Raw genomic sequence first — 24,659 nt, forward strand, 5'->3', positions numbered from 1 at the left:
TGAGGGGGATGCGGAGGGGTTTGCCGCGCTGGGCCAAGGCGGTTGTGGTCGGTGTCGGCGTCGTGGTCGCCGCCCTCGTGCTGGCGCAGGCGACGGGCTACTCGGTGAGTCTGCGATCGTCGGTCGGGGATCGGGCGGCCGTGACGAGTCTGCAGGAGATCGAGCTGCAGCGGATGCAGGCGCTGGTCGCGGCCGACATGCGCTATCTGGAACATGTGTTCGCCCCGGACTACGAGTCGGTCCCGCCACCGGGGATTCGGCTCACGCGGCAAAGTCTTCTCGAGTCCGTCGCGGATGGCAGCCTCGACTTCATCGCCTTCGAGCCACTGACGGCGATCGAGGTACGTCTGCACGACGGATCCGCGGTGCTCTGGTACCGGTCCAGCATCGACATCTTGGCGGCCGAGGAAGGGCGGTTCACGCACGAGATGTGGCTCACCCTGCTCTACGAGAAACAGGACGGGCGCTGGCAACTCGTCCACGAACAGGCCACCGCGGTGGGCGGCTTCCCACCGCCGACCCAGTCGTGACCACGGCGTGCGGGCCGCGGACAACCTCGCGGTCACCGGGCTGCGTACCGAAGGACGGGTAGTAGTCGGCTCCGGCCCCGGCCCGACCTCATCTCCCGCCTGAACAGCCCGGCCGGGCCCACTCCCGGCCGACTACTACCCGTCCTTCGGTACAGCCTGGCCGGCGGAACTGCGGCTAGGTCATCCAGCTCGGGGCCCAGCATTCGCAGGTCGCCGCGGCGATCGCTCCGCCGCCACCTTCTCAGCCGGACCGTTCCGACCAGGTCGACCGGGACGACGCCCTAGGTGAAGTCGGCGGGGACGGTGGGCCAGCGGGGAGCTGTGGCGGCAAGGTCCTCGTGACCCGCGTCCCGTAGCTGCCTGACGAGCTCATCACGAGCGGCCTGTACGACGGCGACCGCCTCGCCAGCCGTGTCATGCGGCCCGGACCAGTTGCAGACTGCGTCTCCGGCAAACCAGTCGCCTGCGGCCGAGCGCCGTACGTGGGAAGCAGCAAGGCGGGCGGCCTTCAAAGCTGTACCAGCGGCCAGCTCGATCACGGCGTCGACGGCGACGACGTCTGCGGAGAGGTCGAGGATGGGCCGCAGTTCGACGGCGTCCGTGAGTACGAACTCGTAGCCGGCGGGAGCCCGCTCGGCCAGCCAGGTCAGAGCCTCCTCCGCGGTCTGGCGGAGGAGGTCAGGCTCGGCGAGGGTGTGGACTCCGCACAGTCGCGTGTGCGTCGGCCGGAGCTCGTTCTGCCAAAGGCGGACCTGCAGCTCCTCCCGGCCCGACAGTCGGCGCCCGAGGATCCGCGCCAGCCCGACGACGTCGAAGTACAGCTCGTCGGGGGTGCGCTTCCGCCCTGGCTCGAACGGTTCGCCGGGCAACGTCCCACGCGTGGTCCACGGGCCGACATGCCACCTCGCGAGCGCAGTCACGCCTCCGAGCCTACCTACGCCTTCACTGGCGCCGCGACCTCGAATGTTTTGGCGAGATCGGTGAGGATCACCCAGGCGCCCTGCAGGCCGACCGCGGTCATCCAGGTGAGGTCGGGGACCTCATGCACCTTCGGCGCCAGCGGCTTCCACAGCGGGTTGGCCTTGAACTGGGCAGCCGTCTTGGCGCTCACGCCCTTCTCGTCGGCGAACTCGGTGACGAAGATCGCATCCCCGTCGGCGTCCTTGATCCGCTCCGGGCTGATCTCGAGTGCGAAGTCCTCGACGTCCTGCGACTTCGGCCGGGCCAGGCCGGCGTCCTTCAGCACGATGCCGGAGAAGCTGGCCTTCTGGTACAGCCGGGTCGGGCCGTCGACGAACCGGACGATCGAGATGGTCGGGTTGCCGGCCTTGGCGTTGATCGCGTCCCCGACCAGCTTGGCCGCCTTCTCGTACGACGAGAGCTCCCGCTCGGCCTTGGCCTCTTCGCCGAGCGCCTTCGCCTCCAGCCGGATGTTGTCCTTCCAGGTTGGCCCGGTGGTCTCGGACATGATCGTCGGCGCGATCTTCGACAGCTGGTCGTAGAGCTTCTCGTGCCGGACCTTCGCGGTGATGATCAGGTCCGGGTTCAATGCGGCGATCTTCTCCAGGTTCGGCTCGGCCAGGGTGCCGACCGCCTGCGCTTCGCTGCCGTACGTCGTACGGTCGTCGCCGAGGTAGTCCGGCAGCTTCCCGTTGATGCTGCGGTAGTCGGTGTAGCCGACGACCGGGGTGTCCAGGATCAGCGTCGCGTCGACGAAGCTCGCGTCCAGCGCGACCACGCGCTTCGGCCTGGCCGGGACCTCGGTTTTGCCCATCGCGTGCTCGACGGTCCGCGGGAAGCCTTCGGACGAGGCGGCGGCCGGGTCCTCCTCCGATGGGGTGCCGCCGCACCCGGTCAAAGCGAGCGCGGCAACAGCGAGCAGGGCAGTGAAGCGGGGCAGACGCACAGGTATCTCCTGGTCAGGGCGGGGTCGCAGGTTAAGGTGGCTCACCACCTAGCAAAGTAAGGCAACCCTAACCATATGTCCTCCGCTGTTCCGACACGCCCAGCCCTGCCGCCGGTCCGCGCCGCCCGTCCCGCCGTACGACGTACTGCCGCGCTGCTCGCCTTGGTCGCCGTACTGGTGCTGGCGTTCGCGGCTAGCCTCGCGCTCGGGTCGCGGTGGCTCGGGCCGGGGGCGGTTTGGCATGCGCTGGTGTCCAGCGATGGGTCGGACGCGGATGTGATTGTGCGGGACCTGCGTCTGCCGCGGACTGTTGTCGCGGTGCTGATCGGGTTGTGCCTCGGGATCGCGGGCGCGCTGATGCAGGGCCATACCCGCAACGCGCTGGCCGAGCCGGGGATCTTCGGAGTGAGCTCCGGCGCGGCGTTTGCCGTCGTACTCGGCCTGCAGTTGGGAGTGGCGGACTCCGTCTCGTCGACGGTCTGGTTCGCGCTGGCGGGTGCGCTGGTGGCGACGTTCGGCGTGCAGAGGCTGGCGTCGCGGGGGAGTGGGGCAACGCCGGTCGGCCTGGCGCTCACGGGTGCCGCAGTCGCCGCCCTGCTCGGCGCGCTGACCTCGTCGATCGTGCTGCTCGACGCGGACACGTTGGACGCCTACCGCTTCTGGGCCGTCGGTTCGGTAGCCGGCCGGGGGCTCGACGTCGCCGGGCAGGTGCTGCCGTTCGCTCTGGTCGGTTTGGCGCTCGCAGCGATCAACGCACGGGATCTGGATCTGCTGACGCTTGGCGACGATGTCGCCGCGGGCCTCGGGCTGTCGATCCGGCGGGCGCGGCTGGTCGGTCTGGGCGCGATCGGACTGCTCACCGCTGCCGGAGTCGCGGCCTGCGGGCCGATCGGGTTCCTCGGCTTGCTGGCCGGGCATGTCGCGCGGCGGATGTTCGGTGCCCGCAACGTCTGGCTGATCCCGGCGGCCGGCCTGATCGGCGCGACCGCGCTCATCCTCGCGGACCTGGTCGGCCGACTGGTGGGCGGCGCCGGTGAGGTCCAGGCCGGCGTCGTGCTCGGCATCGTCGGAGCGCCGCTGTTCGTGATCGTCGTACGGCGCCGTGCGGTGGCGCTGTGAAGTCCCGAACCATTGCCCTCAGCATCCTCTTCGCAGTACTCGCGGTTGTCGTGGCGCTGCTCTCCCTCAGCATCGGTACGACGAAACTGCCCGTCTCCGAGGTGGTCGAGGTGCTGCTCGGTGGCGGCCGCCGCGGTACCCGGCTGGTTGTCCTCGACCTGCGGCTGCCTCGCGTCGCCACGGGCCTGCTGGTCGGCATCGCGTTTGCCGTCTCGGGCGCTCTGCTGCAGACGCTGGCCCGCAATGCCCTCGCAAGCCCCGACATCGTCGGCGTGAACTCCGGCGCGTCCGCGGGTGCGGTGGCCGTGATCGTCCTGGCCGGTACCGGTGGCGGCAACATCTCCGGTGTCGCGGCGAAGGTCGGCATCCCGCTGGCCGCCGTACTCGGTGGACTCCTCGCGACGCTGATCGTCGGTGCTCTCTCGATCCAGCGGGGGATGGTGGACGCCGGGCGTGTGGTCCTGATCGGCGTCGGTATCGCGGCCGCGGCGAACTCGCTGGTCGCCTGGCTGCTTGTGATCGGCGACGTCAATGACGCGGGTCGCGCGGCTGCTTGGCTGGCTGGTTCGCTCAACGCCAGGGCGTGGAGTGACGCCGTGCCCGTGGGTGTTGCCGTGTTGCTCTTGTTGCCGGTAGCAATCATGTTCAATCGCGATCTGTCCGCGCTGGTGCTCGGTGACGACGTCGCGTCCTCGCTAGGAGTGCGGGTGGCCCGGATCCGGCTTGCGCTGCTGGTCGTGGCGACGGTGCTGGCCGCGATGGCGACTGCCGGCGCCGGGCCGATCGCGTTCATCGCACTGGTCGCACCGCAGATCGCCCAGCGACTCACCCGGATGGAACGACCGCCGCTGGTCACGACGGCCATGCTCGGCGCGCTGTTCGTCGTACTCGCGGATCTGATCGCGCGGAACGGGCTGGGGTGGTTGCAGGTCGGGCCGTACGAACTGCCGGTCGGTGTGGTCACCGCCGCGGCCGGAGCGCCGTACTTGCTTCATTTGATCGGCCGTCAGCAGAAGGGACGATAAGTGCACGTCGAGAACCTCACGCTCGCGTACGGCGCCGATGCGCCGGTGGTGTCGGGTCTGACGCTGGAGGTGCCGGCTGGGCAGCTGACTGCGGTGGTCGGGCCGAACGGGTCCGGCAAGTCGACGCTGCTGCGTGGAATGAGCCGGCTGGTGACGCCGCAGAGCGGTCAGGTGCTGCTGGACGGGAAGGACATCCACAAGCTGCCCGCCCGCGAGCTGGCGCGGCAGCTGGGAGTACTGCCACAGGGGCCGGTGACTCCGGAGGGCATCACTGCCGCTGAGCTGGTGTCACGCGGGCGGCACCCGCACCGCGGCCTGTTCGCGAGGCTGACCGCCGAGGACGACGCTGCGATCTCGGAGGCCCTCGCTGCAGTAGAGCTGACCGAGCTGCGGGAGCGGCCCGTCGACCAACTGTCCGGCGGTCAGCGGCAGCGGGTGTGGATTGCGATGGTCCTCGCCCAGGGGACTCCGCACCTGCTGCTCGACGAACCTACGACGTACTTGGACCTCGCCCACGCGGTGGACGTGATGAACGTGGTCCACGCGGCCGCTGTGTCCGGCCGGACCGTAGTGGCCGTGCTGCACGACCTCACGCTGGCTGCGCAGTACGCCGACCACCTGGTGGTGATGGGCGATGGACAGATCGCCGCGGAGGGACGGCCGGTCGACGTACTCACGGAGGAGTTGCTGGACGAGGTGTTCGGGCTACGGGCCACCGTGGTCGAGGTCGGCGGCGCACCGGTCGTCGTACCCGAACGTAGGCTGGCCGTGTGAGTTACACCACCCGCCAACTCGCGAGCATCCTCGAAGACTCGGTCTCATGGTTGTCGGTGCGTACGGCGGACTCCGTGCCGGGACCAGGGTGGGTGTCGTGTGCAGAGCTTGTCGCGGACCAGCAGGCTGGTGGTGACCCGACGTACGGCTGGCGCAAGGCCCTGCAGGACGACTACGGGCGGCAGTACGCCGTCGAGCCGCCGGTGCAGATCGCGGCGATGTTCACGCTGATGTGGTACGTCCAGGTGCCGTCGCTGGTGGCTGGAGTAGTCGCTGCGGTCACTGGGGTCTCACCCGACGTATCGCCGGCCTCGCTGGCGTTCCGGCGGCATCCAACCGCGCACTACCCGGTTGAGGTGGCGCTGCTGTCCTCGCAGGTCGTGCCGCTCGCCGAAGCTGCCGCACAGCTCTCGGCGCACACGACGGCCTTCCTGGAGTCGTATCGCCCTGGTGTGAAGTTGGGCTCGCTGCAGCGCTTCGGAGCGGTCAAGGACGAGCTTCGGCAGGCGATCCGGCTGCCGGAAGAAGCGCCGTACGCCGATCAGGCCGCGGCGGCCTTCGACGTGTCGCTGGACCAGAAACTGCGCACTACCTGCTGCTACTTCTACGCCTTGCCGAACATCAAGGCCTGCACGACCTGCCCGCGATTCCGCTGATTTTCAAAAACTGTCGGTGGGGCCGGGGACGATGGCCGGCATGACTGCTCACACATGTCCCATGTCACAGAGGGGTAACCCTTTGTCGGTTGTCCGGTCACTGGACCGGGGTTAGGTTCGACGACGTGACCGTATCGATGCCACGCCTCCGGCGCGGCGGGTCACGGGGCTTTGACTCCCGGCCTTCCCTCGTCACTCCGGTCGCTTCGCTCCCTGCGCTCCTCAGTCCAGGACGGGAGGCCCCATGACCATGCCCGGTGGTACTCCGGCGACGACTCCGATCGGCTCCCGGGCCGAGGCGGAGGGATTCGTCGCGATGGTCTGTTTCAAGCACGGTCCTCCGCAACTGCACGGCGTCGAGCTCGAGTGGACGGTGCATCATGCGGACGACCCGCGCCGGCCCCTCGACGCCGATCAGCTGAGCAAAGCCCTGGGCGTGCATGCGCCCGCCACCCTGGTCCGCGGCAGCCCGCAGGTGCCGCTCGGCCGGGGTGCTCTGGTCACCGTGGAGCCAGGTGGCCAGGTGGAGATCTCCGGCCCGGCCTCGGACTCGGTTCCGACGCTGATCGACAATCTGGCCGCCGACGCGGCCGAACTGACCTCCCTTCTTCTCGACGCGGACCTCGTCCCGGGCGACCACGGCCTGGACGCCTTCCGCCCGCCCCGCCGCATCCTGACCGTCCCGCGCTACGCGGCGATGGAGCAGGCGTTCCAGCGGCTCGGCCCGCACGGCCCCCGGATGATGTGCAGCACGGCCGGCCTGCAGATCTGCCTCGATGCCGGCGAAGTGGATCAGACCGGTCTTCGCTGGCGCGCACTCCACGACCTCGGCCCGGCCCTGGTCGCGCTGTTCGCCAACTCCCGCCGCCGCGCCGGCGTGGACACCGGATGGGCCTCAGCCCGGACGGAGGCGACCTTCGGTACGTACGCCCCGTTCACCGAGCCCCCGCTGCTCGACGGTGATCCAGCCGCAGCCTGGGCACGGATGGCGATGGAGGCGCCGGTGCTGTGCTTCCGCCGTGGAGACACCTGGGACGCTCCGGACGGCCTCACCTTCGGCGCCTGGGCCGACGGCGCACTGCCCGGCGACAGACCGACGTACGACGACTTGAACTACCACCTCTCCACCTTGTTCCCGCCGGTCCGGCCGCGCGGGTATCTCGAGGTGCGCTATCTCGACGCGCAGACGGGTGACGGGTGGATCGCTCCGACCCTGCTGCTCACCGCGCTGATGTCCGATCCGGCGTTGATCGACCGTGCTCTGGCGGCTGCCGAGCCTGCGGCCGGTCGATGGTTCCCGGCCGCTCGCGAAGGCTTGGAGGACAAGCTCGTCCTCCAGTCCGCGCGCGACGTGGTCGACCTGGGCACCGACGTTCTGGACCGCACCGGCGCGGACTCCCAACTCATCGATCAGGTCGCGACCCGACTGCATCGCATCGTCGAAGACACCCACGGAAGGCGAGCCTCATGAATCACCAGCTGTCCGAACTCTCCGCCGAAGGTCTCCGTGCCTTCGTCGCCGAGCAGCTCGAGCGGTCCCGGGCGCGGACGGTGCAGCTCGCCGACGCGGTCGACACCGACGACCTGGTCAAGCAGCACTCGAAGCTGATGTCGCCGCTGATCTGGGACTACGCCCACGTCGGCAACCAGGAAGAGCTCTGGCTCGTCCGCGACGTCGGCGGCCGCGAGCCGGTGCGGCAGGACATCGACGAGCTGTACGACGCCTTCATGCACGCGCGGGCGGATCGTCCGGGGCTGCCGCTGCTCGGCCCGACGGAGACCCGCGCGTACGTCGGTGAAGTCCGCGACAAGGTGCTCGACGTGCTCGACCAGGTGAAGTTCGACGGCGGCCGGGAGCTGGTCGACAACGCGTTCGCGTTCGGGATGATCGCGCAGCACGAGCAGCAGCACGACGAGACGATGCTGGCGACGCATCAGCTGCGGGCCGGTGTGCCGGTGCTCGACGCGCCGCCACCACCGGCCGGCCGTCGGCTGGCTGCGCCTGAGGTGCTGGTGCCGGGCGGCGTGTTCGAGATGGGTACGTCGGTCGAGCCGTGGGCGCTGGACAACGAGCGACCAGCGCACGCCGTGCGGGTTGCGCCGTACGTGATCGACACCGTGCCGGTGACCAACGGGGACTATCTGCGGTTTGTGCTCGGCGGTGGGTACGACGATCCGCAGTGGTGGTCCGAGGCCGGGTGGACGCACGTGCAGAAGGCGTCTCTGGTCGCGCCGCGGTTCTGGGAGCTTGCGGACGGTTCATGGTGGCGGTTGCGCTTCGGGCATCGGGAGGAGTTGCCGCTCGACGAGCCGGTGATGCATGTCTGCTTCTACGAGGCCGAGGCGTATGCGAAGTGGGCGGGGAAGCGGCTGCCGACCGAGGAGGAGTGGGAGTTCGCGGCGCGGCTCGATCCGGTCAGCGGGCGGACGCGGCGGTTCCCGTGGGGCGACGAGAGCCCGGGGCCGCAGCATGCCAACCTCGGTCAGCGCCACCTGCGGCCGGCGCCGGTCGGGGCGTATCCCGCTGGTGCGTCACCGCTGGGGGTTGAGCAGCTCATCGGTGACATCTGGGAGTGGACGGCGAGCGACTTCCGGCCGTACCCAGGCTTCCGGGCCTTCCCGTACGACGAATACTCGCTGGTCTTCTTCGGCTCCGACTACAAGGTGCTGCGCGGCGGCTCCTTCGGCACCGACGAGGTCGTTGCCCGAGGCACCTTCCGGAACTGGGACTACCCGATCCGCCGCCAGATCTTCGCCGGCTTCCGCTGCGCCCGCGACCCCCGCCCCGAAGAACTCCCCACCTGATGTGCCGCCACCTCGCCTACCTAGGCCCACCCGTCACCCTGTCCTCGCTTGTCCTGGAACCCACACACTCGTTGTTCGAACAGAGCTGGGCTCCCCACGACATGCGCGGCGGCGGTTCGGTAAACGCCGACGGCTTCGGCCTCGGCTGGTACGTCGACGCAACCCCAACGGTTCCGGCTGGCGTGCCGGGTTCCTCCTCGACCCCGGCTGCTCCGGCCGCCGCGCCCGTCTCGTCCATAGGGCCGGCGTCCACCTCCATCCCATCCACTACCCCCACGCCCGCCGCGGGCCACGTCTCTCCCACCACCCCCGCGCCGGCGCCGCGCGCAGCGCGGCAGCCGGTGCGGTACCGGCGGAGTGTGCCGATCTGGGCTGATGAGAACCTGCCTGCGCTGGTCGGCTCGATCAGCTCCGGTGCGGTGATTGCCGCCGTACGGAACGGGACGGTTGGCATGCCGCTGGGGGAGTCGGCGGTTGCGCCGTTCCAGCGGGATCGGTGGTTCTTCAGCCACAACGGGGTCGTCAGAGGCTGGCCGTCCTCAGTCGCGAAGCTGGCCGAGAGGTTGCCGGCCGCAAGCCTGCTGACGCTCGACGCATCGCTCGACTCGGCGCTGCTCTGGGCACTCATCGCCGATCGCCTGTACGACGGTTCGACACCGGCTGATGCGGTCGCGAGCGTCATACAGGAGGTGGAAGCGGCAGCGCCCGGGTCGCGGCTCAATGTGCTGCTGACCGACGGGGAGCAGCTTGTCGCGACCACCTGGACGCATTCGCTCTGGTTCCGGCAGACCGCCGACTCGATCACCGTCAGCTCGGAGCCGTTCAGCGCCGACGGCTGGACCGAAGTACCCGACTATTCGTTGCTCGTGGCCACAAATACCACGTTGCACATCACGCCGATGGAAGGACCCCAGTGACCCAGATCGACGTACATCTCACCCCGGACTACGCCGCCCGCGCATTGCGGGAGGACGCCCGGGCGGGGCTCACCGCGAACCCCAAATGGCTGCCGCCGAAATGGTTCTACGACGCCCGCGGCAGCGAGCTGTTCGAGCAGATCACCAGCCTGCCGGAGTACTACCCAACCCGCGCCGAACGCGAGATCCTCCAGACCCGCGCCGGCGAGATCGCCGCGCTCACCAAAGCGCACACGCTGGTCGAGCTCGGTTCCGGATCCTCTGAGAAGACCCGGCTCCTGCTCGACGGTCTGCGCGACCGCGGGACTTTGACGACCTTCGTCCCGCTCGACGTCTCGGAGTCGGCGTTGCGCGACGCCGCGGACGCGATCAACGTCGACTACCCAGAGCTCGCGGTGCACGGCGTGGTCGGCGACTTCACCGCCCACCTGGACAAACTCCCCGGCGATCCACCGCGGATCGTCGCCTTCCTCGGCGGCACCATCGGCAACCTGCTGCCGGCCGAGCGCGAGACTTTCTACACCTCCATCCGCGAGGTCCTCGAGCCGGGCGAATGGCTCCTGCTCGGCACCGACCTGGTGAAGGACCCGGCGACTTTGATCGCGGCGTACGACGACAGTGCGGGTGTCACCGCCGAGTTCAACCGCAACGTGCTCCGCGTCCTGAACCGCCAGCTCGGCGCGGACTTCGACGTCGACGCCTTCACCCACGTCGCCGTCTGGGATCCCGACAACGAGTGGATCGAGATGCACCTCCGCGCGACTCGCGCGATGCGTGTCCTCATCCCCGAGATCCACCTCGACATCAACTTCGCCGAGGGCGAGGAACTCAGCACCGAGATCTCCGCCAAGTTCCACCGCCACACCATAGAAGCCGAACTCGACAAGGCAGGCTTCACCCCCGCCGCCTGGTGGACCGACACCAAGGCCCGCTTCGCCCTCTCCCTCTGGCAAGCCGTCTAACCCCCATTTGACTGGTTGACCCACCAAGTGATGGGTTCACCGCCCGTATCCCGGCGGTGAACCCTCAATCTCGTGGGTCAACCAGTCAAATGCGTCAGGCGTAGGGGTCGAAGGGGATGCCGGCGGGCTTGGCGGCTGCCAGGTGGCTCTCGAAGTTGCCGTTTTTGAGGCCGAAGACGGCGCTGCCGAAGTTGGCCCCTGCGAGGGTGTCGCGGATGCCGGGCGGGTAGCCGTTCCAGCCGACCAGGTCCGGGAACTGCCAGGCGTGGTAGTGGTTCTCCGGCGGTTCGTCGTTGCTGTTGGCCAGCCGGAACGTATGCGTGCTGATGCCGTCCTTGTGATAGACGATCTTCGGATGCGTCCCGTCCCAGCGCACCTGCGAGGCCGGGTACTTGTTGAAGGACCCGTGCGCCGACGTCGACACATACACAGCCGTGTTGTTCTGGATCCACACCACCACGTGCTCCCAGTCATGCCGATGGCCGGCAGACCCCGGACCGAGCGCCGCCTGGTCCTTCTCGAAGTACAAGCCGTAGATGATCGCGCACCAGCCGTTGTTGCACTTGTAGCGCGCGTACCCGTTGGTGTTGTCGAGATCCCACGCGTCACGGCACTGCCCGTTCACGTCGCCGCCGAGCTTCAGCCCGCCGTTGACCGTGCCGTCGGGACCGATGGCCGGCGTGGGATAGCAGCCGTCGGTGTCATAGTCGTACGCCGGCTGGAACGTCTGCTCGAGACCGTCAGCGTTGGCCGGCAACGCCTGCGGCGGATCAGCAAAAGCAAGAGAAGGAAAAGCAACGGTCAGCACCAACGCGCCGACCAGACTCAGCGAAATCCTGCGCAACTTCACAGCGGCCTCCTGGGCGGGAGCGACCCCAACAAGGGTCGAAGGAGTGAGCCCGCCCAGGATCCGCTGTCTTTCTTAACGCTGTAAAGCCCTCAGGTGAAGCTCAGCCGCCTTGCTTGATCAGCCCGTTGATCTTGTCGACGTACGACGACAGTCCGGAGATCGGCTTCTTGCCGCTCAGGATCGGCTGGTACTCCGCCGTGGTCAGATCGCCGACCTGCTGCGCCCACTGGGTGGTGAACCGGACGCCGACAGTCTTCTCCGCGGACAGGTCGGCCTTGACCGTGTCGACCACGGTGGTCTGGTTCGCCTTCGTCAGCGCGTCGAAGTAGCTGGTCTGCGCCGGTGTGTAGGCCGGCGGCGCGACCGGGGAAGCCGGCAGTACGGCGTCCCACACCTTGGTGTTGAGGTACTCGAGCACCTTGAAGGTCGCGTCCTGGTTCTTGGTGTACTGCGGCGTGCAGATGCCGACCGAGTCGTACAAGGTCGCCGGGGTGTCGACCTGTGGGAACGGCGCGAACCCGTACTTGACCTTCGGCTTGTCCGTCTGGAACCCAGCCGCCAGCCACTGCCCACCGAACATCATCGGCACCTTGCCGGCGGCGAACAGCGACTGCACGTTCGCGGCGTCGTAACCGGGCGGGGCGACGGAGCCGTTCTTGATCGCGTCGGCCAGCTTCTGGACGCCCTCGGTGTACTTGGCGTCGGCCTCGGCCTTGGTCGGGTGGTTCACGTTGTCGGTGAACGGTGCGCCCCCGGCCGAGACGGAGTACACGCCCATCGTGAACGGTCCGTCGGCGCCGGTCAGTGCGTCGGCCACCAGCCCGTACTTCGCGCCGTTCTTGTTCGCCAGCTTCGCGGCGGCGGCGTACATCTCGTCCCAGGTCCAGCCGGCCTTCGGCTCCGGCAGGCCTGCGGCCTTGAAGGCGTCAGCGTTGTACCAGACGCCGTACGTGTTCATCAGCGACGGCAGGCCACCCATCTGGCCGTCCGAGGTCTTCCAGTTCTCGATCGCCGATGGGACGAACTTGTCGGCCTTGAAGTCACCGTCGCCGTTGCTGAGCTTGTCGGTCCAGTCGACCAGCAGGCCTTGCGAGGTGTACTGCTGCTCGGTGTCGTTGCCGCACCAGAACAGGTCCGGCAGCTTCTTCGCCTGGGTCAGCGAGGCGAGCTTGTCGCCGAAGTTGCCGGCCGGGGTGTCGAGCAGCTGGACCGTGATGTTGTCGTCCTTGAAGTCGGCCAGCGCCTTCTTGATCGCGGCGTTGGTCTCGGCCGACTCCCAGGTCATCACGGTGACGGTGACCGGGCCGTCGCTCGAGCCGCCACCGGAGTCCGATCCACTGCAGGCCGTTGCCGCCAGCAACCCGGCGCAGGCCAACGTTGTAACGATGAACGTGCGTTTCACAGGAGAGCCCCTTCTATTTCTGGTTCGTGCTGCCGAGAGCGCCGAGACCCTGGATGAAGTAGCGCTGCGCGGCGAAGAAGACGATCAGCGGCGGCAGCATGTAGAGCAGGTTGGTGGCCATGTAGTAACTCCAGTCCGGCGTCTTCCCGGCGAACGGGGAGATGAACGACGCCATCCCGACCGACAGCGGCCACTTGTCGGACGAGTACAGGTAGACCAGCGGGTTGAGGAAGTCGTTCCAGGACGCCTGGAACGCCAGGATCGACATCGTGATCCAGGCCGGCCGGGTCAACGGCAGCATCACCTGGGTGAAGATCCGGAAGTGCCCGGCACCGTCGATCTTGGCCGCTTCATCGATGGAATAGGGGATCGCGAGAAAGTACTGCCGGGCCAGGAAGATGAACAACGGATTCCCGCCCAGGAACGCGGGCACGATCAGCGGCAGCCAGCTGTCGTACCAGCCGATGCTCTTGTACAGCTGGAACAACGGGATCAGGCCGACCACACCGGGCAGCAGCATGCTGCCGACGAACAGGTAGAACCACAACTTCCGGCCCGGGAAGCGCAACCGTGCCAGCGCGTACCCCGCCATCATCGCGGTCATCACTCCGCCGACCACGCTGAGCGCGGTGATGATGGTCGAGTTGAGCAGCAGCCGGGGGAAGTGGATGACCTCCGGCCCCTTGATGAAGTTGCTCCAGGTGAACTCGTGCGGCAGCAGTTTCGGCGGGATGTCGAAGACCGCTGTCCGGCTCTTCAGGCCGATGGTGATCATCCACAGCAGCGGGACGATCATCACCGAGCAGATGAACAGCGCGGTCACGTACCAGGCCGTCGTACCCGCCGGGCGAGGCTTCTTGGTGGGACGGGCCTGAGTGGTGGCGGGCGGGGTGACCACCGCGGCGTCAGTCGGGAGTGTTGTCACTGTAGGTCCAGAGCGAGGTGAACTTCGCGGTCAGGGCGATCACGGCGATGATGATCACGAACAGCACCCACACCTGCGCGGACGCGTAGCCCAGTTGCGGGATCCGGCCCAGGTTCGGGAAGCCGTTGTTGTAGATCGACAGCATCAGCACGTTGGTACTGAAGCCGGGACCGCCGTTGGTGAGGATCTTCGGCTGGTTGAACGTCTGCAGCGCCGCGGTGGTCTGCAGGATCACCTGGAGCAGCATGATCGGGCTGATCATCGGCAACGTGATCCGGAAGAACACCGACGCGGATCCGGCGCCGTCCACCCGGGCCGCCTCGTACAACTCGGTCGGCACCGCCTGCAACGCAGCCAGAAAGATGATCATCGTGCCGCCGACGCCCCACAGCATCACCAGTACGACGGACGGCATCGACATCTGTGAACTCTGCAGCCACAGACTGGTCGGCAGGTGCAGTCGCTGCAGGATCGTGTTCAGCAGACCGACCTGTGGATCGAGGATGAACTTCCACAGCGTGATCGTCGCGATCGCCGGCAGGACGACGGGCAGGTAGGCCAGGGTCCGTACGACGCGAACGCCGGCGAACCGCTGGTTGCAGAACATCGCCAGCGCCAGCCCGAGCACCAGCGACAGTGGAACGTAGAGCACGACCAGATAACCGGTCGCCCGCAACGACGGCCAGAAGGCCGGGTCGACGGTGAACAACCGGCGGAAGTTGCCGAGGCCAACGAACACGGGATCGGTCAGCCCGTTGTACTTCGTCAGCGCGAGATAGAACGAACGGATCAGCGGATACACCACGAACACGGTGAATCCGATGATCGCCGGGGCGATGAAGAGGTACGCCGCCTTGACGTCGGAACCGGCGTTCCTGCTCATCGTATTTCGAGAGGCTCTGCTCATCCGGCCTCCTGGACGGTAACGTTTCCAAGGATTTACTGTTGTGTGACGATGCCGTGTCGGAAGAAGGAAGTCAACACCGTGCCCGAAACGTTTCCAACGCAGGCCGAGGCGAGCCGCCCCACGATGATCGACGTCGCCCGCCGGGCCGGGGTCGGGCTGGGCACGGTGTCCCGGGTGGTCAACGGCGGGCACGGAGTCCGGGAGGAAACCGCGCAGCGGGTCCGGGTCGCGATCGAGGAGCTCGGGTTCCGGCGCAACGAGGTCGCCCGGGCGCTCCGGCCGGGCAAGAAGTCGTCGAGCCTCGCGCTGGTGCTCGGTGACCTGACCAACCCGTTCTACGCGACCATCGCGAAGGCGTCGCTCGAAGTCGCCGGGCAGTCCGGCTTCGCCGTCGTACTGGGCAGTGTGGACGAGGACCCGGAGGGGGAGAAGCGGGCGATCCAGGAGCTGGTCAGCCGGCAGGTGGCCGGGTTGATGATCGTGCCGGATCAAGGCGACCACTCGTTCCTGGCCGGTGCCGGGGTGCCGGTGGTGTTCGTCGACCGGCCGGCGCATGGGATCGAGGCCGACATCGTGATGGTCGACAACGAAGGAGGCGGCCGGCTGGCGACCGAGCATCTGCTGTCGCAGGGTCATGAGCGGATCGCGATCCTGCTGGCGCCGTCGTACTACACGACCGGCCGCCGGTTGCGTGGGTACCGCCGGGCGCATCGGGCTTCACATGTCGACGTAGACGAGTCGCTCGTCGTACAGCTGCCCGAGGGTAATGCGGAGGCGGCGGAGAAGGCGACGTTCGAGTTGATGTTGCGCCCGGATCCGCCGACGGCGTTGTTTGCCTCGACCAACTTCTTGACCGAGGGCGTGTTACGGGCGTTGCGGGAGCTCGGCCGGGAGCCGGCGGTGGTCGGGTTCGACGACTTCCGGCTGGCCGACATGCTGCCGACGCCGGTGACGGTCGTTGCCTCCGACATCGCCGAGCTCGGGCGCAGTGCCGCGCGGCTCCTGCTGGATCGCGCGTCGGGTGAGGACACCCGGCCGCCGCAACGGATCGTGCTGCCGTGCGCGCTGATCCAGCGCGGGTCGGGCGAACGTCCGCCGGATTCTGCTGCTGACAGAAAGACCCGCTGAGCTGCCGCGCGGCCGGGTAGCGTCGGGGCGTGTACTACGAATCGTTCGGTGAAGGCCGGCCCATCGTGTTCCTGCCGGGCTGGGGCGGCGACAACGGCGAGGGCCGTGACACCCACGAGCCGGTCTTCGAGGGCCGGAGCGGGTGGCGGCGGATCTACGTCGATCCGCCGGGCACGGGCAAGTCGCCCTCAGATGCATCGATCGTGGATCAGGATGGCATGCTCGACGCCATCGCCGGGACGATCGACGAGGTCGTAGGAAGCGATCGCTTCGCGCTGGCCGGTACGTCGGCCGGCGGGCTGCACTCACGTGGCCTGATCAAGCGGGACCCGTCCCGGATCCTCGGCCTGCTGCTCCGGGTTCCAGGCGTGGTGGTGGATCGCACCAAGAGAACGTTGCCTAGTGACGACTACCTCGATCAGACTGCGGACTTCGTCGCTGCCTCGGCCGACAAGGATCGCCGGTACTACGACGCGGTCGACGACATCGCGGACCTGGACTTCCTCAACCGGATCCAGTCCGACCCTCGGACCTATGCACTCCGCGAAGACCCAGCCATCCGGTTCGAAGGCCCCACCTTGATCGTCACCGGCCGCCAGGACACCATGACCGGCTACGCCGACGCCTGGTCGATCCTCGACGACTACCCGCGCGCGACGTACGCCGTACTGGATCAGGAAGACCATGGCCTCCCAGTACGGCGGCACGCGGTGTACCGAGCGCTGGTCGGCGACTGGCTGGACCGCATGGCTGAGCGCCCGGACGCGTGAGGGGCGGCCACGCGTCCGGGCGCTGATCGGGGTTGTCGGGGATGTCGGGGTTAGAAGTTCGGCCAGGCCCAGCCGAGGTAGTTGGTGTAGTAGGGGAGTTTGGCCAGGCCGATCGCGCCGTTGACGCTGGTGGCCCAGAAGTAGCCGTCGCCGCGGGCAACGCCGACGTGGCCGTATGGTGCGGCGAGGTCCCAGAAGACCAGGGCGCCCTTCGGTGGGTTCACGTCGCCGGCGTGGGCGACCCCGCGGGCGACGGCGTCGTTCCAGTCCTCCTTGGCCGAGCCCCAGATCAGGTCCTTGCCGAACGAGTTCTCGGCGGCCTTCTCACAGAGGCCTTGGTACGCCGTTGATCCGCTGCGGGCGGCGTACCAGGAGATGGCCCGGTCGGCGCGTGGATTGCTGGTGCACAGCGGTGCGACCAGGCCGGAGCTGCCGGTGTCGACGTACGCGTCGGAGATGAAGCCCTTGCCGGGGACGTGGTCCCAGATCAGGCTGCGACCGAACTTGCCGGTGACGGGCTCGCCGTACACCTGACAGTCGATCTGGACCGGGCCGTTCGGCTGGGTGCCGACAGAGCCGAAGTTCGTGGCGTTGCCCGACCGGATGACCACGCCGGTCCCGCTGTCGGTGACGACGGTTCCGGTGGCGGCGTGGGCGGGCAGGGTGCCGGCGGTCGTCAGGGCGGCGGCGCCGAGCAGCGTGGTGGCGGTGAGGCGGGCGGTGATGCGCAAGAGGGCGGCACGCATGATGTTTGTCCTTTTCGCTCGATTAGTGGCGAACTGGCACTGATTTACAGAGAATCAGAGGGTTACTGTGTTGTCGCAGTGGGCAACACCGACCCGGGAGTGCGCCGTGAGGCCAGCACAGGCTCGCTATGTGATCGGCTGCCGGATGCGTGAGCTCCGGGAAGCGGCCGGCGTCGGACTGTCGCGCGCCGCCGCCCTGTCCGGCTGGGACAAGGGCCATCTGTCCCGGGTCGAGCGCGGCCACACCAAGCCGAGCCGCGAACTGATCGAGTGGTACGACGCCTCGTTCGGCGCCGGCCAGGCGCTCGTGAACCAGCTGATGGAGCTGGACGCCGCCGTACGGGCTGGGCGCGATGTGTCGCTGCGGGACATGCGCAGGCACGTGCAGCCCGTGCTGCTGGGTGGATCCGTGCCGGTCGACCACCACCCGGAAGACCGGGCGGAGCTGGTGGGGGAGACGGTGCCGGACGGGACGCGGGTGTGCCGGGATCAGTCGTTCGTGAAGGCTTGGGAGATCCGGAACAGCGGCTCACAGTCGTGGCACGGTCGATGGCTCACCCGGCAGGGGGCTGCCGGCACGCCGGGCTGGTTGCGGTCTCCGGCCCGTGCTTCGCTGCCGGACGCCGTACCCGGAGAGGTCGTGACGGTGTCGATGACTTTGCAGGCGCCGTCGCAGGTGGGCGCCTCGACGGCGTACTTCAAGATCACTGATGACGCGGGGCGGCTGTACTACCCCGGGCTGGAGTCACCACCGGTGTATTGCACGATCTTCACGGTCCACGAGCTCTGACCTTCGCCTTACTACCTCACTTATCTTCACACTCTCTCTATCAGGTCTTACGCGACGAGTTGCCGCGCCAGCGGCGCCTACCTTCCTTAGGGAATGCCCTTGACCTTCCTTTAGTGGGTGTTGCCGGGGGCACTTTGCGGATTAGGTTGCTGCTCTGTACCCGCCCGGACAGAGGGGGAGATGGCAGTGCTCAAGAAGATCGCTCTGGCCGTGGCTGTGGCACTGGTCGTGCCGCAGTTGGCCATCAGTTCGGCCTCGGCCGCCAAAGGTCCGCAGGATCCGCCGGTCCCGGCCATTCCGCAGAAATATCTCGACCAACCGATCCAATGGTCGGTCTGCTCGTTCGACGCCGCGGTGAAGCGGCTGTACCCGCAGGCTCCGACCACCAACTGCGCGAAGGTGACCGTCCCGATGGACTGGGCGCACCCGGACGCACACCCCGACATCCAGGTCGCGATCGCCTACAGCCAGGCGACCGGTACGTCGAAGGGCCTGATGACGACCAACCCGGGCGGACCGGGTGGCGCCGGGCTCTCGCTGTCGGCCGCGCTGGGGACCGAGAAGACCCAGCTGTTCAGTGACTTCGACTTGCTCGGCTTCGACCCACGCGGGTTCGGCGCGAGCACCCGGTTGCAGTGCCTGACCACGACCGACAAGCTCAACGCGCTGCCGTCCACCCCGGACTACAAGGAGCGCACCCGGCTGACGCACCAGGTCGAGGTGGCCGAGGCCCAGCTGTACGCCGACGCCTGCTCGTCGACCGAGTTCGGCCAGTTCGTCAGCAGCCAGCAGACCGTGTACGACATGGAGTTCCTGCGGGCGCTGTTCAAGGCGCGGCAGCTGAACTTCATCGGCTACAGCTACGGGACCTGGCTCGGCGGCTGGTACGCCGACACCTACCCGTCGAAGGTCGGCCGGTTCGTCATCGACTCGAACATGGACTGGACCCACACCCAGTGGCAGAACGTCAACTTCGACCCGTTCTCCGGCGAGCGCCGGCGCGACACCCAGCTGTTCCCGTGGATCGCCCGGCACGCCGACCAGATCGACGGCCTCGGCAGTTCCTTTGCTGAGGTGAAGTCGCGCTACAACGGGATCCGCGCGGATCTCGTCACCCTGGTGAAGGCCGGTACGTCGTCAGTTCGCGGTGACGACCTGGACGGCATCATCTACAGCACCATCTACGGCAACGTCCGCTTCATCCGGGCGACGCTCGACATCCTGGTGCACGACGAGTACGTCAAGGACCCCTCGGCCTCCGGTGCCATCGAGCTACGGCATGTGGACCGTGCCTGGGCCCGGATCTCGCCAGAGCTGCAGACGTTCGACACACTCGCCGCGATGAGGGCCCGGTACGGCGTGACGCCGGCCACCGCGACCACCGCCGCCGCGCTGCGGGTCGACTCCACCCGGTCGATCCTCGCCGACGCGCGTACCGCCGCGGCGCGCTCCGCGGCCGACGCTGTCCTCGACCTGGGCGCCATCGGTACGACGGTCCGCTGCAACGACACCGCGTGGAGCCACGACCCGGGCTTCTACCTGCGTGAAGCGGACAAGATGGCCCGCAAGTACGACTTCTTCGGCTACATGAACGGCGTGCCGTTCTGCGCCTTCTGGCCGTACGCACCGCAGGACCGCAAGCTCGACCTGACCGGCTCCCCACGGATCCTGATGATCCAGGGCGAGCTCGACCCGGCCACGGCGTACGAGGGCGCACTCCGCACCCACAACGACACGGCTCGCGCCACCCGCTTCGTCGCCATCGACGACGAGGGCCAGCACGGCCAGTACGTCGGCTCCGCGTCATCCTGCGCCGAAGAGATCGGCGACAAATACGTCTTCACCGGCGAACTCCCCGGCAAAGACCAGGTCTGCGGCACCAGCCCGCTGCCGGCCGAACTCTCCGTCTACCCAGTAGACGGCCCCGTAGACGGCAACGCCGTCCACCTCCCCCGCAACAACGGCCGCGTGAGCCCCCTCCTCCAGCAATCCCTGGACACAATCGCCGCCGGCACCCTCCGGTAAGCCCGACACAGGAACTGGTGGGTTGGAACAGGTCATAACCTGTTCCAACCCACCACGTGTTGTGCCAACCCCCGCTTCCAGGTCTTCAGACGGCCCTGCGGATGCGGTCGGCTGTGACCACCGGCTGCTCGAGGTCGGACCAGCTCGTACGGATAACCCGATATCCGCGGGCCCGGAGGCGGTCCTCTCGCCATTTCTCCGCGAGTACGACGTCGGCCGCGTTGCCGTACTTCAGGGCACCGTCGAACTCGACGATCAACGTGCCACACAGGAGAAAGTCAACCCGGCCGATCAGCCGCCCGTCCTCATCGCGAATCTCGGCTTGGAGTGTCGGTGCAGGCAGATTGTGGTTCGCCATCAGCACCCGCAGTCGCGACTCGCCGACCGACTCGCTCAGCCCGTCGGCGAACCGCGCCGCTGCTCGTGCGGCAGGCGCACCAGACCGGTACATGTGCCGATCAGCTGTCGCCACGAGGTCGTCGTGGGTGACAAGTTGCAGATGCAAGGCCGCGTCGCCCAACACCACCCCCACTTCGTACGACGAAGCGCCAGCGGCTTCAGCGATGGCGCGTGCGGGCATGACCACACGCAGGCCGTCGACCTCGGTGATCTCGTCCGGTCCGACCCGGGATCGGTGGACAGTAGTGACGGTGTCTGACCGCGGTCGGCCAACCACCTGGGTCACGTGGACCTTGGTCAGATCCAGTCCCCAGGTCGGAAGCCCGTGTAGTACCGCTGCGGACTGATGACTGACTACCGCCTCGGGACCCATGCGATGCATGACGGCCCGAGTCATCAACAGATGCAGCCGTTTGCTCCTATCCCACGGATGTTCGTCGGCCGGCCATTGCGACGGCTCGACGTACACGTCCCGGGACAGACGCCGCCATCGACCGGCTTGGAGTCGGCGCCGGAGCTCACTGTCGCTGTAGCCGGCTTCCAACGCATCCGCCCTGGTGAACCAACCGCCCCTGGCAGCCGCAATCACACTCAACTTCGGGTTCATACCAGCAACATGCAGTCGAACCGCCCTCAACCGGACTCCGACTTCCGCACCTGTGGACAACCACCGCTGGGGCCTTGCACGCCAACGTGGGCCGTGGGTCCTTGGATCGCCACCTCCTGGGGGTGGGCACAGGAATCGGGGGCTAGGAACAGGAAATAACGTGTGTCAGCTCCCGACTGCCTGTGTCAGCCTGCGGGCGCCGCCGGCCGGCGGGAGCGCGCCGCTCAGATGGTGCCGTATTCCGCGTCTAGTTGGGCGTCTAGTTCGGCTTTGCGTTTGGCCCAGCGTTCGGTGATGCCGTCGACTTCTTCGGCGATGAAGTCGATGAAGCCGAGGGACGCGCGGATGCGGCGGTGGGCGGCGGTGCCGTCGCCGGAGGCTTCGAGCACCTGGTTGAGCGAGTCGGACCAGCGGACCAGCGCCTGGTCCTGGCGCATCATGCTCTGGTACCAGAAGTCGTCCTGTACGACGTACACGTCACGCCGGCTGCCGGGCTCCCGCTCCCGGCTGGCCAGTCGCATCTGCAGCAGGTAGTTGACCGCGCCGGACACGGCGGCGGGGCTGGCCTGCAGCTGCTCGGACAGCTGGGCGGCAGTCATCCGGCCGTCCTCGCTGGCCAGGATGGCGGCGAAGACCCGGGCCGACATCCGCGGCCAGCCCGTGTCGGCCAGCAGATTGCCGAATTGCTCGGCGTACCGCCTGACGGCTTCGTCGTCTCGTTGTGCACTCACCGCCTCATCATCTCCTCTCCGTCGCCGAAAAACCTGATTCGTGAGAGACGTGTTAGTAAGATTCACAATCTTCTGAATGAAGTGTACGTTATGAATCATGACATCAGCCATCGTGGTCTCTGGACTGCACAAGTCGTACGGCAGTACGCACGCCCTCGACGGTCTCGACCTGGAGGTCGCGACCGGAGAGGTGCACGGATTCCTCGGCCCGAACGGCGCCGGGAAGTCCACCACCATCCGGGTCCTGCTCGGGCTGCTGCGTGGTGACGCTGGTGACGTCTCGCTGCTCGGCGGCGATCCGTGGCACGACGCGGCGAAGCTGCATCGCCGGCTCGCCTACGTCCCGGGCGACGTGAACCTCTGGCCGAACCTGACCGGCGGCGAGGTGATCGACCTGCTCGGCCGGCTGCGCGGCGGCGTGGACCAGAAGAAGCGGGCCGACCTGCTGCAGCGGTTCGACCTGGACCCGACGAAGAAGGGCCGCACGTACTCCAAGGGCAATCGGCAGAAGGTCGCGCTCGTCGCCGCGCTGGCCAGCGACGTCGAGCTGCTGATCCTGGACGAGCCGACTTCCGGCCTCGACCCGCTGATGGAGGAGGTGTTCCGGCAGTGCATCGAGGAGGAGCGCCAGCGCGACCGCACCGTGCTGCTGTCGAGCCACATCCTGTCCGAAGTCGAGGCCCTGTGTGACCGCGTGAGCATCATCCGCCGCGGCAAGGTGGTCGAAACCGGCACGCTGTCCGACCTGCGCCACCTCACCCGTACGTCGATCCACGCCGAACTGGCGGCTTCACCCAACGGCCTGGCCTCCCTTCCCGGCGTTCACGGCCTCGATGTCGAAGGCAACAGAGTCCGCTGCGAGGTGGACACGGCGCAGCTCGATGCGGTGATGCGGCAACTGTCCGCGAGTGGGATCAAGAGCCTGGTCGCGCAGCCGCCGACGCTGGAGGAACTGTTCCTGCGCCACTACGAGGACGACGCCGAACCTTTGGCGGCCGTGCGATGACCGACTTCGCCGGTACCGGAACGCTGGTGCGGCTCGCGCTGCGCCGCGACCGGGTCCTGATTCCGCTGTGGATCGTCGTGTTCGTGGTGATGGCGGCCGGGTCGGCGCAGGCCTCGATCGACCTCTACCCGGACGTCCAGTCCCGCGTCGAAGCGGCCCGTACGGCGAACGCATCGCCCGCGTTGGTCTCGCTGTATGGCCGGATCTTCGACGAGTCCTCGCTCGGCGCAGTCTCGCTGTTCAAGCTGACCGCGTTCGGCGCCCTGCTGGTCGCGTTGCTGGCCGCGATTCTCGTCGTACGGCACACGCGGGCCGAGGAGGAGAACGGACGGCTCGAGCTGCTCAGCGCTGGCGTCCTCGGTCGGTACGCCGCTGTGACCGCAGCGTTCATCGTGTCCGCGGGGACCGTCGTACTGCTCGGTCTGCTGACGGCGCTGTCGCTGATGGGCGTCGGCCTGGATACCAGGGGCTCGCTGGCATTCGGCTTGACCTGGGCGTCGGCCGGGCTGGCGTTCGCCGGGGTCGGTGCGGTGACCGCTCAGCTGTCTGAGGGCGCTCGTACGGCGAACGGTTTCACCGCGATCATCCTCGGTGTTTCCTATGTACTACGTGCAATCGGTGACGCGAAGTCCGACACAGGGTGGGTCTCGTGGTTGTCGCCGATCGGCTGGGCGCAACAGATACGCCCGTACGCCGGTGACCGGTTCGTCGTCGCACTCCTGCCTCTGGTGTTGCTGGTGGTGACTGTGCTCGGCGCGCTGGCGCTGATCCGGCGGCGGGACCTCGGCGCGGGGCTCGTGCGCCCTCGGCCGGGGCCGGCTACCGCGTCGGCTGCGTTGCGGTCGCCGTTGGCGCTGGCATGGCGGCTGCACCGCGGCTCCCTGTACGGCTGGGGGTTCGCGTTCCTGCTCCTCGGGTTCCTGGTGGGCAACATCGCCAGCAACGTCGACGGCTTCGTCACCAGCGAAAGCGCCAAGGAGCTGGTGCAGAAGCTTGGTGGCGTCGACGCCATCACCGATGCGTTCCTGTCCACCGAGATGGGAGTGCTCGGTCTGCTCGCCTCTGCTTTCGGCATTCAGGCGGCGCTGCGCCTGCGCTCCGAGGAGACGGCCCTGCGTGCTGAGCCGCTGCTGGCGACCGGTGTGACGCGGTCGAGGTGGCTGGGCAGTCATGTGCTGATGGCCTTGTTCGGTACGGGCGTCCTCGTACTGCTCGGCGGACTCGGTTCCGGCATCTCCAGCGGCGCCTCTCTCGGCAACATGGGTCGTCAGCTGCCGCGGATGCTCGCAGCCGCTGCCGTGCAGTTGCCCGCGATCTGGCTCGTCACCGCGCTGGTGGTGATCCTGTTCGGGCTGGCGCCCAAACTGGTCACGGCTGGGTGGGTGCTGTTCGGGACGTTCCTGCTGATCGGGCAGTTCGGCGCCGTCTTCGACCTGCCGCAGTCGGTGATGAACCTGAGCCCGTACGGCCACACCCCGCGCCTGCCCGGCGGCGACTTCTCAGCCAGTCCAGTCATCTGGCTGACGGTCATAGCCGCGGCCCTGACCCTGGCCAGCTTCACTACCTTCCGCCGCCGCGACATCGGGTAGCAGACCCGGCTCGGCCAACCTGTCAGCGCCGGTCTGAGGGGTCCGGCGCCCGGGCCCGCCCGGCACTACGCCGGGCCGGCCTGTCTACGA

At 67.8% G+C, this 24,659-nt stretch carries 24 protein-coding genes; 15 read left to right on the forward strand and 9 right to left on the reverse strand.

Annotated elements, in window-relative coordinates:
- Positions 1-8: 8 nt before the first annotated feature.
- A complete protein-coding gene (locus EV646_RS23910) occupies positions 9-530 on the forward strand; it encodes a nuclear transport factor 2 family protein (protein ID WP_132152185.1) in 522 nt (173 codons plus the stop codon).
- A gap of 281 nt (positions 531-811) precedes the next feature.
- Here the strand turns inward: EV646_RS23910 and EV646_RS23915 are convergent, their stop codons facing one another.
- Both EV646_RS23915 and EV646_RS23920 read right to left on the reverse strand, forming a co-directional pair.
- Complete coding sequence (locus tag EV646_RS23915; RefSeq protein ID WP_132152186.1) at positions 812-1,450, reverse strand: hypothetical protein; 639 nt, start codon at positions 1,448-1,450, stop codon at positions 812-814.
- A gap of 14 nt (positions 1,451-1,464) precedes the next feature.
- The gene (locus EV646_RS23920; RefSeq protein ID WP_132152188.1) at positions 1,465-2,436 is read right to left on the reverse strand and encodes an ABC transporter substrate-binding protein; all 972 of its coding nucleotides are present in this window, start codon (positions 2,434-2,436) and stop codon (positions 1,465-1,467) included.
- Positions 2,437-2,511: 75 nt separating this feature from the next.
- On the opposite strand from EV646_RS23920, the gene EV646_RS23925 reads away from it, so the two are divergent.
- The 8 genes from EV646_RS23925 to egtD all read left to right on the forward strand — a co-directional run bounded on the left by EV646_RS23925 (position 2,512) and on the right by egtD (position 10,694).
- Entirely contained in the window at positions 2,512-3,555 is a 1,044-nt protein-coding gene (locus tag EV646_RS23925; protein ID WP_132152190.1) for a FecCD family ABC transporter permease, read from the forward strand.
- A complete protein-coding gene (locus EV646_RS23930; RefSeq protein ID WP_132152192.1) occupies positions 3,552-4,580 on the forward strand; it encodes a FecCD family ABC transporter permease in 1,029 nt (342 codons plus the stop codon). Before EV646_RS23925 ends, EV646_RS23930 begins: the two co-directional genes overlap by 4 nt.
- Positions 4,581-5,354, forward strand: a complete 774-nt coding sequence (locus EV646_RS23935) for an ABC transporter ATP-binding protein (protein ID WP_132152194.1) — start codon at positions 4,581-4,583, stop codon at positions 5,352-5,354. It abuts the gene before it with no gap.
- On the forward strand, positions 5,351-6,010 hold the full coding sequence (locus EV646_RS23940) for a (2Fe-2S)-binding protein (RefSeq protein WP_132152196.1): 660 nt from the start codon (positions 5,351-5,353) through the stop codon (positions 6,008-6,010). The genes EV646_RS23935 and EV646_RS23940 overlap by 4 nt, the downstream gene beginning before the upstream one ends.
- A gap of 244 nt (positions 6,011-6,254) precedes the next feature.
- The gene (locus tag EV646_RS23945) at positions 6,255-7,481 is read left to right on the forward strand and encodes a glutamate-cysteine ligase family protein (RefSeq protein WP_132152198.1); all 1,227 of its coding nucleotides are present in this window, start codon (positions 6,255-6,257) and stop codon (positions 7,479-7,481) included.
- On the forward strand, positions 7,478-8,815 hold the full coding sequence (gene egtB / locus EV646_RS23950; RefSeq protein WP_132152200.1) for an ergothioneine biosynthesis protein EgtB: 1,338 nt from the start codon (positions 7,478-7,480) through the stop codon (positions 8,813-8,815). Before EV646_RS23945 ends, egtB begins: the two co-directional genes overlap by 4 nt.
- A gap of 71 nt (positions 8,816-8,886) precedes the next feature.
- Entirely contained in the window at positions 8,887-9,732 is an 846-nt protein-coding gene (locus tag EV646_RS23960; protein ID WP_241996280.1) for a class II glutamine amidotransferase domain-containing protein, read from the forward strand.
- Positions 9,729-10,694: an L-histidine N(alpha)-methyltransferase gene (egtD, locus tag EV646_RS23965; RefSeq protein ID WP_132152202.1), complete on the forward strand. Its 966-nt coding sequence runs from the start codon at positions 9,729-9,731 to the stop codon at positions 10,692-10,694. Before EV646_RS23960 ends, egtD begins: the two co-directional genes overlap by 4 nt.
- Positions 10,695-10,788: 94 nt before the next feature.
- Here the strand turns inward: egtD and EV646_RS23970 are convergent, their stop codons facing one another.
- The 4 genes from EV646_RS23970 to EV646_RS23985 all read right to left on the reverse strand — a co-directional run bounded on the left by EV646_RS23970 (position 10,789) and on the right by EV646_RS23985 (position 14,754).
- Positions 10,789-11,544, reverse strand: a complete 756-nt coding sequence (locus EV646_RS23970) for an NPP1 family protein (RefSeq protein WP_199237148.1) — start codon at positions 11,542-11,544, stop codon at positions 10,789-10,791.
- Between the two features lie 100 nt (positions 11,545-11,644).
- The gene (locus EV646_RS23975) at positions 11,645-12,946 is read right to left on the reverse strand and encodes an ABC transporter substrate-binding protein (protein ID WP_241996281.1); all 1,302 of its coding nucleotides are present in this window, start codon (positions 12,944-12,946) and stop codon (positions 11,645-11,647) included.
- Between the two features lie 13 nt (positions 12,947-12,959).
- Entirely contained in the window at positions 12,960-13,871 is a 912-nt protein-coding gene (locus tag EV646_RS23980; protein ID WP_241996282.1) for a carbohydrate ABC transporter permease, read from the reverse strand.
- Positions 13,852-14,754 carry a carbohydrate ABC transporter permease gene (locus EV646_RS23985; RefSeq protein ID WP_132152206.1) on the reverse strand — a complete coding sequence of 301 codons (903 nt, stop codon included), beginning with the start codon at positions 14,752-14,754 and terminating at the stop codon, positions 13,852-13,854. Before EV646_RS23985 ends, EV646_RS23980 begins: the two co-directional genes overlap by 20 nt.
- A gap of 102 nt (positions 14,755-14,856) precedes the next feature.
- Between EV646_RS23985 and EV646_RS23990 the strand changes: the two genes are divergently transcribed.
- Both EV646_RS23990 and EV646_RS23995 read left to right on the forward strand, forming a co-directional pair.
- Positions 14,857-15,906: a LacI family DNA-binding transcriptional regulator gene (locus EV646_RS23990; RefSeq protein WP_241996283.1), complete on the forward strand. Its 1,050-nt coding sequence runs from the start codon at positions 14,857-14,859 to the stop codon at positions 15,904-15,906.
- A gap of 29 nt (positions 15,907-15,935) precedes the next feature.
- Positions 15,936-16,676, forward strand: a complete 741-nt coding sequence (locus tag EV646_RS23995; protein WP_132152208.1) for an alpha/beta fold hydrolase — start codon at positions 15,936-15,938, stop codon at positions 16,674-16,676.
- A 50-nt stretch (positions 16,677-16,726) separates the two neighbouring features.
- Here the strand turns inward: EV646_RS23995 and EV646_RS24000 are convergent, their stop codons facing one another.
- Positions 16,727-17,422: a CHAP domain-containing protein gene (locus EV646_RS24000; RefSeq protein ID WP_132152210.1), complete on the reverse strand. Its 696-nt coding sequence runs from the start codon at positions 17,420-17,422 to the stop codon at positions 16,727-16,729.
- A gap of 106 nt (positions 17,423-17,528) precedes the next feature.
- Between EV646_RS24000 and EV646_RS24005 the strand changes: the two genes are divergently transcribed.
- A complete protein-coding gene (locus tag EV646_RS24005) occupies positions 17,529-18,212 on the forward strand; it encodes an NBR1-Ig-like domain-containing protein (protein WP_132152212.1) in 684 nt (227 codons plus the stop codon).
- A 180-nt stretch (positions 18,213-18,392) separates the two neighbouring features.
- Complete coding sequence (locus EV646_RS24010) at positions 18,393-20,237, forward strand: alpha/beta hydrolase (RefSeq protein WP_132152214.1); 1,845 nt, start codon at positions 18,393-18,395, stop codon at positions 20,235-20,237.
- Positions 20,238-20,322: 85 nt separating this feature from the next.
- On the opposite strand, the gene EV646_RS24015 is transcribed toward EV646_RS24010, so the two are convergent.
- Together EV646_RS24015 and EV646_RS24020 are read right to left on the reverse strand one after the other, a co-directional pair.
- Positions 20,323-21,243 carry a type IV toxin-antitoxin system AbiEi family antitoxin domain-containing protein gene (locus tag EV646_RS24015; RefSeq protein ID WP_132152216.1) on the reverse strand — a complete coding sequence of 307 codons (921 nt, stop codon included), beginning with the start codon at positions 21,241-21,243 and terminating at the stop codon, positions 20,323-20,325.
- 224 nt (positions 21,244-21,467) lie between these two features.
- Positions 21,468-21,974: a GbsR/MarR family transcriptional regulator gene (locus EV646_RS24020; RefSeq protein WP_241996284.1), complete on the reverse strand. Its 507-nt coding sequence runs from the start codon at positions 21,972-21,974 to the stop codon at positions 21,468-21,470.
- 97 nt (positions 21,975-22,071) lie between these two features.
- Here EV646_RS24020 and EV646_RS24025 point away from each other — a divergent pair, with 97 nt between their 5' ends.
- Positions 22,072-22,980, forward strand: a complete 909-nt coding sequence (locus tag EV646_RS24025; RefSeq protein WP_132152218.1) for an ABC transporter ATP-binding protein — start codon at positions 22,072-22,074, stop codon at positions 22,978-22,980.
- Positions 22,977-24,569, forward strand: coding sequence for an ABC transporter permease (locus EV646_RS24030; RefSeq protein ID WP_132152220.1), 1,593 nt, complete (start codon positions 22,977-22,979; stop codon positions 24,567-24,569). Before EV646_RS24025 ends, EV646_RS24030 begins: the two co-directional genes overlap by 4 nt.
- The last annotated feature ends 90 nt before the right edge of the window (positions 24,570-24,659 follow it).

The organism is Kribbella antiqua, from assembly GCF_004345665.1.
Lineage (GTDB): Bacteria > Actinomycetota > Actinomycetes > Propionibacteriales > Kribbellaceae > Kribbella > Kribbella antiqua.